The organism is Planosporangium spinosum (assembly GCF_049999945.1).
Classification (GTDB): domain Bacteria; phylum Actinomycetota; class Actinomycetes; order Mycobacteriales; family Micromonosporaceae; genus Planosporangium; species Planosporangium spinosum.
On sequence record NZ_JBLYUB010000001.1, the window covers coordinates 1 to 13,732 of the forward strand.

Annotated in this window: 11 protein-coding genes; 6 read left to right on the forward strand and 5 right to left on the reverse strand. The window is 71.9% G+C overall.

Annotated elements, in window-relative coordinates:
- Positions 1 to 270 precede the first annotated feature (270 nt).
- Entirely contained in the window at positions 271 to 1,350 is a 1,080-nt protein-coding gene (locus ACNTMW_RS00005) for a YeiH family protein (protein WP_426631183.1), read from the reverse strand.
- A 70-nt stretch (positions 1,351 to 1,420) separates the two neighbouring features.
- Here ACNTMW_RS00005 and ACNTMW_RS00010 point away from each other — a divergent pair, with 70 nt between their 5' ends.
- Entirely contained in the window at positions 1,421 to 2,398 is a 978-nt protein-coding gene (locus ACNTMW_RS00010; RefSeq protein WP_426631184.1) for a LysR family transcriptional regulator, read from the forward strand.
- A gap of 34 nt (positions 2,399 to 2,432) precedes the next feature.
- Here the strand turns inward: ACNTMW_RS00010 and ACNTMW_RS00015 are convergent, their stop codons facing one another.
- Entirely contained in the window at positions 2,433 to 3,164 is a 732-nt protein-coding gene (locus tag ACNTMW_RS00015; RefSeq protein ID WP_426631185.1) for a class I SAM-dependent methyltransferase, read from the reverse strand.
- A 448-nt stretch (positions 3,165 to 3,612) separates the two neighbouring features.
- Between ACNTMW_RS00015 and ACNTMW_RS00020 the strand changes: the two genes are divergently transcribed.
- Positions 3,613 to 4,989 (forward strand): NAD(P)/FAD-dependent oxidoreductase, encoded by a 1,377-nt coding sequence (locus tag ACNTMW_RS00020; RefSeq protein ID WP_426631186.1) that lies wholly within the window; start codon positions 3,613 to 3,615, stop codon positions 4,987 to 4,989.
- A 15-nt stretch (positions 4,990 to 5,004) separates the two neighbouring features.
- On the opposite strand, the gene ACNTMW_RS00025 is transcribed toward ACNTMW_RS00020, so the two are convergent.
- Positions 5,005 to 5,226 carry a hypothetical protein gene (locus tag ACNTMW_RS00025; protein ID WP_426631187.1) on the reverse strand — a complete coding sequence of 74 codons (222 nt, stop codon included), beginning with the start codon at positions 5,224 to 5,226 and terminating at the stop codon, positions 5,005 to 5,007.
- A 35-nt stretch (positions 5,227 to 5,261) separates the two neighbouring features.
- Positions 5,262 to 6,050, reverse strand: coding sequence for a pyrimidine reductase family protein (locus ACNTMW_RS00030; RefSeq protein ID WP_426631188.1), 789 nt, complete (start codon positions 6,048 to 6,050; stop codon positions 5,262 to 5,264).
- Between the two features lie 184 nt (positions 6,051 to 6,234).
- Between ACNTMW_RS00030 and ACNTMW_RS00035 the strand changes: the two genes are divergently transcribed.
- Positions 6,235 to 6,669, forward strand: coding sequence for a hypothetical protein (locus ACNTMW_RS00035; protein WP_426631189.1), 435 nt, complete (start codon positions 6,235 to 6,237; stop codon positions 6,667 to 6,669).
- A 38-nt stretch (positions 6,670 to 6,707) separates the two neighbouring features.
- Here ACNTMW_RS00035 and pgm read toward each other — a convergent pair whose 3' ends face one another.
- A complete protein-coding gene (gene pgm / locus ACNTMW_RS00040; RefSeq protein WP_426631710.1) occupies positions 6,708 to 8,354 on the reverse strand; it encodes a phosphoglucomutase (alpha-D-glucose-1,6-bisphosphate-dependent) in 1,647 nt (548 codons plus the stop codon).
- A 134-nt stretch (positions 8,355 to 8,488) separates the two neighbouring features.
- Between pgm and ACNTMW_RS00045 the strand changes: the two genes are divergently transcribed.
- The 3 genes from ACNTMW_RS00045 (at position 8,489) to ACNTMW_RS00055 (ending at position 13,728) form a co-directional block, all read left to right on the forward strand.
- On the forward strand, positions 8,489 to 10,456 hold the full coding sequence (locus tag ACNTMW_RS00045) for an alpha-1,4-glucan--maltose-1-phosphate maltosyltransferase (RefSeq protein WP_426631190.1): 1,968 nt from the start codon (positions 8,489 to 8,491) through the stop codon (positions 10,454 to 10,456).
- A gap of 180 nt (positions 10,457 to 10,636) precedes the next feature.
- Positions 10,637 to 12,340: a maltose alpha-D-glucosyltransferase gene (treS, locus tag ACNTMW_RS00050; protein WP_426631191.1), complete on the forward strand. Its 1,704-nt coding sequence runs from the start codon at positions 10,637 to 10,639 to the stop codon at positions 12,338 to 12,340.
- Positions 12,337 to 13,728, forward strand: coding sequence for a maltokinase N-terminal cap-like domain-containing protein (locus tag ACNTMW_RS00055; protein ID WP_426631192.1), 1,392 nt, complete (start codon positions 12,337 to 12,339; stop codon positions 13,726 to 13,728). Before treS ends, ACNTMW_RS00055 begins: the two co-directional genes overlap by 4 nt.
- The last annotated feature ends 4 nt before the right edge of the window (positions 13,729 to 13,732 follow it).

Here is a 13,732-nt window from a genome sequence, read left to right on the forward strand (position 1 = left end):
CAACCACCGCCGGCGCCACTCCGCGCTCGGCTACCTCAGTCCCGCCGACTACGAACAACGTCTCGGATCCACTACCGTCCAGCAGATCGCGGCATAACCCGGTGTCCACATCCCGGGGGGAACTTCAGGCAACGGGGCGGTGTGGTCCTGACAACGGGGCGGTGTGGTCCTGACAACGGGGCGGTGTGGTTCTGGCGCCCAGGCGGTGTGGCCGCGACCCCGAGACGACACCGGGGCGGAGTCACCCGACCGGCGGTGCCGGTAGGTCCGTCACCGGCTCACCAGTGCCTGTAGGCCCAGCCCGGTCCCGGCGACGGTGACCGACAGGACGGCTCCGAACAACAGCGGGCGCGGACCGACGCGGCGCAGGTCGGCCGGGTGGATGCCCAGGCCGACTCCGGCCATCGCGACCGCGATCCCCAGGCCGGCCAGTCCGGAGAGCGCCGGATGCGCGCCGCGCGGCACCAGTCCCGCACTGTTGGCCACCGCGGCCAGCAGGAACAGTGGCAGGAACGCCGGCACCAGACCAGGGATCCGCGGCCGGTCCGCCGCCGGCGCGGCCCCGGGCGCCGGCGCGGCCCCGGGCGTCGGCACGGCCCCGGCCGTCGACGCGCGTCCCGCCGCCACGGCCAGGACCAGCGGGATGATCATCAGTGCCCGGCAGAGCTTGACGACGACCGCATGGTCGCCCGCCGCCCGGCCGTACGCGTACCCGGCGGCGGTCACGCTCGAGGTGTCGTTGACGGCGGTGCCGACCCACAGGCCGAAGTGGTGGGCGTCGAGGCCGAGCAGGTGCCCGAGCGCGGGAAAGGCGAGCACGGCGACGACATTGAACACGAAGATCGTCGACATCGCGTACCCGACGGCGGCCTCGCTCGCGGCGATGACCGGCGCCACCGCCCCGATCGCCGAGGCGCCGCAGATGCCGGTACCGGCGGCGATCAGGGTGCGCAGGTCGCCGTCGACGTGCAGCAGCCGGCCGGCCAGCCAGGCCATGCCGGCGCACGCGGCGAGCGTACCGAGCATGACGGGTACCGACGATGCGCCGACGCGCAGCACCGAGGCCACCGACAGGCCGGTACCGGACAGCACGATCGCGCCCTGCAACACGTACCGGCCGGCCGCCCGGCAACCGGCCGCTACCCGCCAGCCGGCGCGCCGGGCGATCGGCGCGACCAGGGTCGCGAGCACGATCGCGAGCACCGGGGCGCCCACGACCGGCGCCAGCCGCCCCAGGCCGGTGGCGGCGGCGCCGATCACGCCGGACAGGGCCAGACCGGGCAGGAGGGGCGGGGCCGGAGGCCGCCGGACGCCCACGACGGCCGGCACCCGGGTCAATGATCGCGTCACCGGTCCAGTCTCGGCGCACCCCGGCGCACCCGGTACCGGTTCGATCTATATCGCGACATAGGGTTCTCCTATGGCACCACCGCGTATGTCCAGCTCCGACGTGACCGCGCTACGGCTGCTGGTCGACACTGTCGACACCGGCAGCGTGTCGGCGGCCGCCCGGGCCGCCCGGGTCGCCCAGCCCTCGGCCAGCGAGGCGCTCCACCGGTTGGAGCGCCGCCTCGGGCTCGCCCTGCTGGTCCGTACGCCGCAGGGCTCGCGGCCGACCGCCGCCGCCCAACGCCTGGTGGTACTGGCCCGGCAGGCCCTGACCGCCCTCGACGCCGTGGCCGCCGAGGCCGCCGCCCTGGCCGCGGCCGAACGCCACGAGGTACGCGTCGCCGCCAGCTACACCATCGCCGAGTACCTGCTGCCGGCCCGGCTGCCCCGGGCCGGAGACCTGACCGTCGCCCTGTCGGTGGTCAACTCCGAGGAGGCCGTCGCCCGGGTGCGCGCCCACGAGGCCGACGTCGGCTTCGTCGAAGGCCCCCTCGACGCCACCGGGCTGCGGGTACGCCGGGTGGGCCACGACGAGCTGGTCGTGATCGTCGCCCCGAGCCATCCCTGGGCCGGCCTGCCCACCGCCCTGCCGGCCGCGACGCTGGCGGGTACGCCGCTCCTGCTCCGGGAGCCGGCATCGGGTACCCGGCGCACCTATGAACGGGCCGTCGCCACGGCCGGCCTGGCCCCGGCGCCGCCGCTCGGCGTGCTCAGCTCCACCGAGGCGCTCAAGGCCGCCGTCCGTGCCGGGGTCGGCGCCACCGTGCTAAGCCGCCTGACCGTGGCCGCCGACCTGGCCGCCGGACACCTCGTCGAGGTCCCGGTGGCCGGCCTGGACCTGCGGCGCGACCTGCGCGCCATCTGGCTGCCCGGCCGGCTAGGCCCCCTCGCGTCGGCGTTCGTCCGTGCGGTCGGCGCGACCGCCTCCGGCACCGGACCCACCTCCGGCACCGGACCCGCTTCCGCCACCGGACCCGCCTCCGGCACGGCGCCCACCTCCGCCACCTGAATCGCAACGGACCGCTGATTCCGGCGCCGCCCCGCTATCCGCCGGCCGGCCGGGTGGCGCTGCCGAGCACGTGCGGCGCGGCGGCGAGCGCCACCGGCAGGTCCGGGAACCGGAACCGGTCCACCTCGGTGATCACGAACCCGGCGGCGTGGATCGCCGCCACCGTGTCCCGGCTGGTGTGGCAGCCTCCGCACAGCGCCGGCCAGATGGTGGCGTCGACGAACCGCTGCACCCGGCGCAGTGCCCCCGGACGCTCGGCGGCGACGTGTTCGTAGAACCGGAGCCGCCCACCCGGGCGGAGCACCCGACGCGTCTCCGCGAGGGCCGCCAGCTGGTCGGGTACCGAACACAACACCAGGGAGAACACTGCCGCGTCGAACGTCGCGTCGGCCGCCGGGAGGTCGTCGGCCACGCCGTCGACCACGGTGACCGGTACCGGCGCGGCAGCGGCGGCGCGCCGGGCGGCGGCCCGTAGCCGGGGCTCCGGCTCCACCGCCAGTACCGCGCTGACCTCCGGCGGGTAGTGGGCGAAGTTGCGGCCACTGCCGGCACCCACCTCGATCACCCGACCGGACAGGCCGGCCACCAGTCGATGCCGGTGCGCCGCCCCGCCGGCGGCGTCCAGCCGCACGGCGAGCCGCTCGAAGACCCGAGCGAAGATCGGGTGTGAGATCCGGGGCCGCATCCACTCCAGGCTCACACACCGCCGGTCCGCGCGCAGCCCGTCGCCCCGCTGTTCCAGGATCCCGGAGACGTGGCGGGCCACGGCCCCACGAACACTCCATGATCATGAGAGCCGGTACGGAAAGGCGGGCTGTGTGCGCGCCCACATCCCCGCGGCCGTCAAGGGGCCGAACGGATGCTGTGTGCCATAGTTGGCACCGCCGCCGCGGGTACACCGTCCCAGCGTGTCGGGAGATCCGGCAACGGTCGACCCGGCGGGCGCGGGAGTACACAGGTGATCGCGCGGTCGCGGACCGGGCCGACGAAGACGTCGACAAGTCCCGATCCATACCCACCGTCGGTCGCGGTCACCGCCGCGGTCGTCATGCCACCCCGCCCGCCATCCACCCACGACCCATCACCGCTGTCCGGCGCGGTGGCAGGTCACCGCCGTCCCGAGCCACGGTGATGTCACCCACCGGACATTCATGGAACACCGGCGTACGGGGTAACCCGGTGGTATCGGTCTGAGTGCAGACAGGAGAACAGCGATGGACGACATGACGGCACGGGTCGGTGACGGCCACCACGAACAGCGCCACCGTGTGCTGGTCATCGGTTCGGGCTTCGGTGGGCTCTTCTCGGCCAAGAAGCTGCGCCGGGAGAACGTCGATGTGACGATCATCGCACGGACCAGCCACCACCTGTTCCAGCCCCTGCTGTACCAGGTCGCCACCGGCATCCTGTCCGAGGGCGAGATCGCCCCCGCGACCCGCGAGATCCTGCGCCGCCAGCACAACGCACGGGTACTGCTCGGCGAGGTCATCGACGTCGACCTCAACGCCCGTACCGTCACCGCCACCGCCCCCGGTACCACCTACACCGTCGGCTACGACAGCCTGATCGTCGCCGCCGGCGCCACCCAGTCGTACTTCGGCCACGACGAGTTCGCCGAGCACGCCCCCGGCATGAAGAGCATCGACGACGCCCTGGAGCTGCGCGGACGGATCTTCGGCGCGTTCGAGCTGGCCGAGCTGGAGACCGACCCGGCCGCCATCGAGCGCTGGATGACCTTCGTCGTGGTGGGCGCCGGCCCCACCGGCGTGGAGATGGCCGGGCAGATCGCCGAGCTGGCCCACCGCACCCTGACCAGGGACTTCCGCCACATCGATCCGCGCAAGGCGCGGATCCTGCTGCTGGACGGCGCGCCGGCGGTCCTGCCCTCGTTCGGCGACCACCTGTCCACCCGGGCGCTGCGCCAGCTCCACCGCCTCGGCATCGAGGTCGAACTGCGGACCACCGTGGTCGGCGTCGACGAAACCGGTATCGAGGTCGTCGACTCGGCCGGTAACCGCCGCCGCATCGAGGCCATGACCAAGATCTGGGCCGCCGGTGTCGCCGCGTCCCCGCTCGGCCCGATGCTGGCCCGGGCATCCGGCGCGGAGACCGACCGCGCCGGCCGGGTCATGGTCGAACCGAACTGCTCGCTGCCCGGGCACCCGGAGGTGTTCGTCGTCGGCGACATGATGAGCCTCAACCGGCTGCCCGGTGTGGCGCAGGTCGCCATCCAGAGTGGACAGCACGCCGCGGGCCAGATCATCCGCCGGCTGCACGGCAAGCCCACCGGGCAGCCCTTCCACTACTTCGACAAGGGCAGCATGGCGACGATCTCCCGGTTCTCGGCCGTCGCCAGCATCGGCAAGATGCGCCTGTCCGGGTTCATCGGCTGGCTGCTCTGGCTCGCCGTCCACCTGCTGTACCTGGTCGGCTTCAAGAACCGGGTCACCGCCGTGCTGCACTGGTTCGTCAGCTTCATCGGCCGGGGCCGGTCCCAGCGCACCACCACGCTCCAGCAGGTTCTCGCGCGTACCGTCCTGCGCAGGGTGAACGACGAGGAGAACAGCAAGGTCGGAGCCGGCGCGCCGTAGTGACGCGGCGTCCCGTCAGCCCCGGCGGTACGTCGGGCGCAGTACCCCGCGGGCCAGCGTGTGCGCGGTGAGCGCGAACCCGGCCTGTCCGGCGCTGGCGCCGGTGTCCAGGCCGAGATCGTCGGTGTCCAGCGCGTGTACGGCGAACAGGTACCGGTGGGCCGGGTCATCGGCGGGCGGGACGGCGCCGCCGTCCCGGACGGTCAGGACGAGATCATCGGCGCGGGCGAGGTGCACGGTGTCTCCTGTCGACGGCGATGGTGGTGAAAGCGTCAGGACGTACTCTCGCCGGGCCGGATCCACCGGCCCAGCAGCGTCCCGTCGGATTCGATCAGCAGGCGCGGCACCAGCGGTGCGCGCAGATCCGGGCCCACCAGGATCCGGGGCTGGGTCCCGGCGACCATCTCCGGTGTGACCGTCAGGCACAGCTCGTCGAGCCGGTCCGCGGCGACGACGTCGTGGAGCAGCCGGGGGCCGCCCTCACACAGGATCCGTGTCAGCCCCTGGCCGGCCAGGTCGTCGAGCGCGGCGGCGACGTCCACACCCGGGCCGCCCTGGACGATGACGCGGTCGGCGCCCAGGTGCCGCGCGGCCCGCCGGATCGCGTCGGTCCCCGCCGCCGCGCAGGTCGCCAGCAGGACCTCGCCGGACTCGCCGCTGGTCTCGTACAGCGTCTCGGGCAGGACCGCGGACCGGCTGACGACGACCAGCGCCGGATGGTCGGGCCGGCCACGCCGCAGCCCCAGCCCCCGCCACCGCTCGGCGGCCACCGGCCGGCGGTAGCCCTCGACCCGCGCGGTGCCGGCCCCTACCACGATGACGTCGGCGAGGGCCCGCAGCAGCGTGAACACCTCGTGGTCGGCGCCCGTGTTGATCGATCCCGTCCTGCCGTCGGCACCGGCCACCGCGCCGTCGAGGGTCGACACGAAGTTCGCGCGTACCCAGGGGCGGTCGCCCGCACCGGCCGGATAGGCGTACAGGCGCGACAGCGCGGCCCGGTCCAGCGGCTCGCCCGGTCCGGCCTCGATCGTGGCGCCCAGGTCGTTCATCAACAGTCGCATGCGCGGCTCGATCCTTCCCCCATGACCCCACGAAGTCTTCATGATCACGGTGCCCCGCGGCGGGCCGGTGACCGCTCCGGTGGTGGACTGTCGCCAATCCGTCACCTGATCGTCACCTTAAGCCGACCGCGCCCTCCCCATCGATCGCCGATAATCGACGCCCGACACGGGCGAGGAGGCCGGCATGAGTATCGGTCGGGTGGTGGGAGCGCTGCTGGGGATCGTGCTGATCGTCGCGGCGTGCGTGCTGACGTTCTGGGCGACGCTGGCCGGCCGGGCTGTCAACTCGGTCGGCGTCGGCGGCATGTTCGTGGTCGGGGTCATCATGACCGGAATGGGCCTGCTCGACCTGCGGCCCTCGTCCCTGGCGTTCGGCAAGGACGGCGTCACCCTGCAACTGGTGGCCGACGCGGTGAAGAACGTCAAGGACTCGGCGCAGGATGAAGCCGCGAAGGTGGCCACCGACCAGACCGTGAAGGACGCGGTGACCTGCGCGAAGACCGAGGACGACGCGGAGAGGGTGGTCGCGCAGATCGCCCAGCGGATCGTCCAGGCGCTGCCCGCGACGGCCGACCTGACCCGGGAAGCGCTCAGTACGCTGCGCCGCCCGGACCGCTGACCCGCTGCCCGCCGCACCGAGGTTCACGGGAGAGGAAGTCACGCCGCGCGCAGGGCCGCCGACACGAGGTCGCGGGCCTCCTCCTGGATCCGCGCCAGGTGCTCGGGGCCCCGGAACGACTCGGCGTAGATCTTGTACACGTCCTCGGTGCCCGACGGGCGCGCGGCGAACCACCCCGATTCGGTGGCGACCTTCAACCCGCCGATGGCCGCGCCGTTGCCCGGGGCGGTCGTCAGCGTCGCGGTGATCGGCTCGCCGGCCAGGGTCGTCGCGCTCACCTGGTCCGGTGACAACCGGCCGAGCACCGCCTTCTCCTCCCTGGTCGCCGGGGCGTCGATCCGGGCGTACGCCGGGTCGCCGAAGCGTCCCACCAGGCCGGTGTAGTGCTCGCTGGGCGTACGCCCGGTGACCGCGATGATCTCGGAGGCGAGCAGGGCCAGGATGATGCCATCCTTGTCGGTGGTCCAGACACGGGCGTCCCGGCGCAGGAACGACGCACCGGCGCTCTCCTCGCCACCGAACGCGACCGCCCCGTCCAGCAGTCCGGGCACGAACCACTTGAACCCGACCGGCACCTCCAGCAGCGGCCGGCCGAGGTCGGCGGCCACCCGGTCGATCATGGACGAGGAGACCAGGGTCTTGCCGACCGCGGCGCCGGCGGGCCAGTCGGCGCGGTTGCGGTACAGGTAGTCGATGGCGACGGCCAGGTAGTGATTGGGGTTCATCAGGCCGCCGTCCGGGGTGACGATGCCGTGCCGGTCGGCGTCGGCATCGTTTCCGGTCGCCACCTGGTACTCCGAACGCCGGTCGATCAGCGACGCCATCGCGTACGGCGACGAGCAGTCCATGCGGATCTTGCCGTCCCAGTCCCGGGTCATGAACCGGAACGTCGGGTCGACCTCCGGGTTGACGACGGTCAGGTCGAGCCGGTGCCGGGAGGCGATCTCCGCCCAGTACGCCACGCTGGCGCCGCCGAGCGGGTCGGCGCCGATGCGGACGCCGGCCGACCGGATCGCGTCGAGGTCGACCACCGACGGCAGGTCGTCGACGTAGCGGCCGAGGAAGTCGTAGCCTCGCGTGGTGTCGGCGGTCCGGGCCCGGGCGTACGGGATCCGCCGGACCCCCTTGAGGCCGTCGGCGATCAGCACGTTGGCCCGGTCCTGGATCCAACGGGTGGCGTCGGTGTCGGCCGGCCCGCCGTGCGGCGGGTTGTACTTGAAGCCTCCGTCGGCGGGCGGGTTGTGCGACGGCGTGACGACGACCCCGTCGGCCAGGCCGGACGTCCGGCCCCGGTTCCACGTGAGGATCGCGTGCGACACCGCGGGCGTGGGCGTGTACCCGCCGGCGCGGTCGACGAGCACGTCCACCCCGTTGGCGGCGAAGACCTCCAGCGCGCTGACGGTCGCCGGCTCACTCAGCGCGTGGGTGTCGCGGCCGAGGAACAGTGGCCCGTCGGTGCCCTGCGCGGCGCGGTACTCACAGATCGCCTGGCTGATCGCGACGATGTGGTCTTCGTTGAAGGCCGCCTTGAGGCTCGATCCGCGGTGGCCGGAGGTGCCGAACGCCACCTGCTGGGCGGGTTCGGCCGGGTCGGGATGCTCGGCGTAGTACGCCGTGATGAGCCGGGGTACGTCGACGAGGTCGGCCGGCTCGGGGCGCTGGCCGGCACGGGGGTGCAGCGACATGGGCGGGGCCTCCTCGGCCGGGATCTGGACAATCGCAGGGGTCACGTTCCCAAGATCTGGGCGAATCGAACGTGACCAAGACGATTCCGCCTCCGGCCGCGCCGATTCGTTCCTGGCTGACTAACGTAACAATCATGACCGGTCGGTTTTTGATCGAGGACGTCACACCGTCCGTGGCGTGCGGGCGCTACCCCGCCAAGGCGGTCGTGGGCGAGTTGGTGCCGTTGTCGGCCCGGGCGTACCGCGAGGGCCACCAGGCGCTGGGGTGCAACGTCGTCTGGCGTGGCCCGGACGGGCAGGAAGGCCCGTTCACCCGGATGACGCCGACGAACGACGGCACCGACCGGTGGCACGCGACGATCCGCCCCGACGCGGTCGGTGACTGGACCTTCACCGTCGAGGCGTGGGGCGACCCGTACCTGTACTGGCGCGACTCGGTCCTCAAGAAGATCGACGCAGGCCAGGGCGTCGAGGACCTCGCCAACGACCTCGCCGAGGGCGCCGACATCCTGGAGCGGGCCGCGAAGCTCGTACCTGCCGAGTCGCAGACGCAGGTCCTGGAGGCGGTGGCGGCGCTGCGCGACGGCACCCCGTCGCTGTACGAGCGGGTCTCCCCCGCGCTGGGCCTGGCCGACCTGCTCTGGCAGTACCCGGTGCGGGACCTGGTCACCGCGAGCGACCCGTACCGGATCTGGGCCGACCGGCAGCGGGCGCTGTTCTCGTCGTGGTACGAGTTCTTCCCGCGCTCGGAGGGCGCGGTGGTGGACGAGGCCGGCCGTCCGGTGCGCCACGGCACGTTCGCGACCGCCACCGAGCGGCTGGCCGGCGTCGCGAAGATGGGCTTCGACGTGCTCTACCTGCCGCCGATCCACCCGATCGGCCGGGTCAACCGCAAGGGCCGCAACAACGCCCTGACCGCCGACGAGGGCGACGTGGGCTCGCCGTGGGCCATCGGCTCGGGAGAGGGCGGCCACGACGCGATCCACCCGGAGCTGGGCACGCTCGCCGACTTCCGCCGGTTCGTCAAGGCCGCCGGCAAGGTCGGCCTGGAGGTGGCGATGGACCTGGCGTTGCAGACGGCGCCCGACCACCCGTGGGTCACCGCGCATCCGGAGTGGTTCACCACCAAGCCGGACGGGACGATCGCGTACGCGGAGAACCCGCCGAAAAAGTACCAGGACATCTACCCGCTCAACTTCGACAACGACCCGCAAGCCATCCGCGCGGAGGTGCTGCGGGTGGTGCGGCACTGGGTCAAGCAGGGCGTCAAGATCTTCCGGGTCGACAATCCGCACACCAAGCCGTTCGACTTCTGGCACTGGCTGATCTGGACGGTCAAGGAGACCGATCCGGACGTGCTGTTCCTGGCCGAGGCGTTCACCCGGCCGGCCGTCATGCACGGCCTGGGCAAGATCGGCTTCACCCAGTCGTACACCTACTTCACGTGGCGCACGACGGCGCGGGAGATGCGGGAGTACTGCGAGGAGCTGGTCGCGTCCGCCGACCACATGCGGCCGAACTTCTGGCCCAACACCCCGGACATCCTGCACGAGACCCTCCAGCACGGCGGCCCGCCGATGTTCAAGATCCGGGCGATCCTGGCCAGCATGCTGTCACCGTCGTGGGGCATGTACGCCGGCTACGAGCTGTTCGAGCACGTGGCGCGCCCGGGCGCCGAGGAGTACCTGGACAACGAGAAGTACCAGCTGCGGCCGCGGGACTGGGCCGGCGCCGAGGCCTCAGGCCGGTCGTTGGCCCCGTTCATCGCGCGGCTCAACGAGATCCGCCGGGCCAACCCCGCCCTGCACTGGCTGCGTAACCTGCACTTCCACGACATCGACACCGAGGCCATGCTCTGCTGGTCCAAGCGCGACCCGGACTCCGGCAACACGGTGCTGGTCCTGTGCAGCTTCGACGCCGCCAACGTGCAGTGGGGCAACACCACCCTCGACATGCCCGCTCTCGGCCTGGACTGGCCGGAGCGGTTCACCGTCCGTGACGAGCTGACCGGCACCGAGTACGACTGGGGGCAGCACAACGCGGTCCGGCTCGACCCGTACCTCCAGCCGGCGCACATCTTCACGGTGCACCGGCGGGTGTAGTGGATCACGTTAGGGCGTCGCGCCTCGTGGGTATCGACCCCACACGCGTGGGTATCCCCGTCCCACGCGTCGTGGGCGTCCACGTTTAACGCGCCGAGCACAGCGGGTAGGTAAAACCATATGGAAGCGACGTCGCAGCCCACCGATTCGACTGAAGGAAGCCACGTCGCCTCCGACGGAATGGTGGAGCATCCCACCGCCAGTGACTTCGGCCAGGCCAGGATCCTGCCCACCGACCCGACCTGGTTCCAGCGGGCGGTCTTCTACGAGGTGCTGGTCCGCGCCTTCTACGACTCCAACGCCGACGGCCTGGGCGACCTGCGCGGCCTGATCGACCGCCTGGACTACCTGCAGTGGCTCGGCGTCGACTGCGTCTGGCTGCCGCCGTTCTACGACTCGCCGCTGCGCGACGGCGGCTACGACATCCGCGACTTCTACAAGGTGCTGCCGGAGTTCGGCACCGTCGATGACTTCGTGGCGCTGCTGGACGCCGCGCACCGGCGCGGCATCCGGGTGATCACCGACCTGGTCATGAACCACACCTCCGACTCCCACCCGTGGTTCCAGGAGTCACGCCGCGACCCGACCGGCCCGTACGGCGACTACTACGTGTGGAGCGACACCGACGACCAGTACCGGGACGCCCGGGTGATCTTCGTCGACACCGAGGAGTCCAACTGGACCTTCGACCCGGTACGCCGCCAGTTCTACTGGCACCGGTTCTTCTCCCACCAGCCCGACCTCAACTACGACAACCCGGCCGTCCAGCAGGAGATGCTCAACGTCCTGCGGTTCTGGCTCGACCTGGGCATCGACGGGTTCCGCCTCGACGCGGTCCCGTACCTGTTCGAGGCCGAGGGGACCAACTGCGAGAACCTGCCGGCCACGCACGAGTTCCTCAAGCACTGCCGGAAGGTCATCGACGACGAGTACCCGGGCCGGGTGCTGCTCGCCGAGGCGAACCAGTGGCCGGCCGACGTGGTCGAGTACTTCGGCGACCCGACAGGCGGCGGCGACGAGTGCCACATGGCGTTCCACTTCCCGCTGATGCCGCGCATCTTCATGGCCGTCCGCCGGGAGTCGCGCTTCCCGATCTCGGAGATCCTGGCCCAGACGCCGGCGATCCCGGAGAACTGCCAGTGGGGCATCTTCCTGCGCAACCACGACGAGCTGACGCTGGAGATGGTCACCGACGAAGAGCGCGACTACATGTACTCCGAGTACGCCAAGGACCCGCGGATGAAGGCCAACGTCGGTATCCGCCGGCGGCTGGCACCCCTGCTGGAGAACGACCGCAACCAGATCGAGCTGTTCACCGCGCTGCTGCTGTCGCTGCCCGGATCGCCGGTGCTGTACTACGGCGACGAGATCGGCATGGGTGACAACATCTGGCTCGGCGACCGCGACGGCGTACGCACCCCGATGCAGTGGACGCCCGACCGCAACGCCGGGTTCTCCCGGGCCAACCCCGGCCGGCTGTACCTGCCGATCAACCAGGACCCGCTCTACGGCCACCAGGCCGTCAACGTCGAGGCCCAGCGGGACAGCTCCACCTCGGTGCTCAACTGGACCCGCACCATGCTGGCGGTACGCCGCCGCCACGAAGCGTTCGCCGTCGGCACGTTCCACGACCTTGGTGGCTCCAACCCGACGGTGCTCGCGTTCCTGCGCCAGCACGACGACGACGTGGTGCTGTGCGTCAACAACCTGTCCCGCTTCCCGCAGCCCCTCGAGCTGAACCTGCAGCACTGGGCCGGGTACCGGCCGATCGAGCTGACCGGGCGGGTGCCGTTCCCGCCGATCGGACAGCTTCCGTACCTGTTGACGCTGCCCGGGCACGGCTTCTACTGGTTCCAACTCTGCCGCCCGGAGGAGAACGAATGACTCCCCCCGAGGAGACCGCGACCCAGGCCACCACGGCCCTCCCCTACGCCGACTGGCTCCAGCGTCAACGCTGGTACGCCGGACGCAACCGGACACTCGCCGGCGTGCGGCCGGCCGCGGTGACGCCGCTGCACGGCGACCTCGACCACGTCCTGCTCGACGTGTCGTACACCGACGGCGCAACCGAGCGCTACCAGGTGTTCGTGGGCTGGGACCGGATACCGCCGGTCGAGTTCACCCAGGTGGCGACGATCGGCGTGCACAGCGACCGGACCGCCTACGACGCGCTCTACGACGATGCCAGCGCCCGCCGGCTGCTGGCCATGATCGCCGTGGACGCGGTCGTGGACGACCTGCGCTTCGTCGGAGAGCCGGGCGCGCAGTTGCCGCTGGACGCGCCGGCCCGGGTGGCCGAGGCCGAGCAGACCAACACCAGCGTCGTCTACGACACCTCGGCGATCCTCAAGGCGTTCCGCCGGGTGTCGTCCGGGATCAACCCCGACCTAGAGCTCAACCGTGCCCTCGCGCGCGCCGACTGCCCGCACGTGGCCCGGCTGCTGGGCGCGATCGAGACCGTCGACGCCGGGGGGCAACCGGTGTCGCTCGGCATGGTGACCGAGTACGCCGAGAACTCCGCCGACGGCTGGGCGATGGCCACCGCCAGTACCCGCGACCTGTTCGCGGAGGGCGACCTGCACGCCGACGAGGTCGGTGGCGACTTCGCGGCCGAGTCCTACCGCCTGGGCGAGGCGGTCGCCACGGTGCACCGCACGCTCGCCAAGGAGCTGGGCAGCGGCACCGCTCCCCCGCCGACCGACAGCATGATCGAACGGCTCACCGACGCGGCCGGCACGGTGCCGGAGCTGACCCCGTACGTGCACGCGATCGCCACCACGTTCCGCGAGCTGGGCGACCGGGACGTCGCCGTGCAGCGCATCCACGGCGACCTGCACCTGGGGCAGGTCCTGCGCACCCCGCAGGCCTGGCTGCTGATCGACTTCGAGGGCGAGCCGGGCGTGCCGCTCGAGCAGCGCCGCCGCCCCGACTCCCCGCTGCGCGACGTCGCCGGGATGCTGCGCTCCTACGAGTACGCCGCCTACCAGATGCTGGTCGAGGAGCCGGACAACGCGCAGCTGGCACACCGGGCGCGGGAGTGGATCGAACGCAACCGGACGGCGTTCTGCGACGGGTACGCCGCCGCGGCCGGCTCCGATCCACGCGACCACGCCGATCTGCTGTGCGCGTACGAGCTCGATAAGGCCGTGTACGAGGTTGCCTACGAGGCCCGTCACCGGCCGGCGTGGCTGCGGATACCGTTGCAGTCGATCGAGCGGATCGTCGGGGCGACGGCACCGGCGCCGCGCCACCCACACCCGGCCGCCCCGTGAAGGA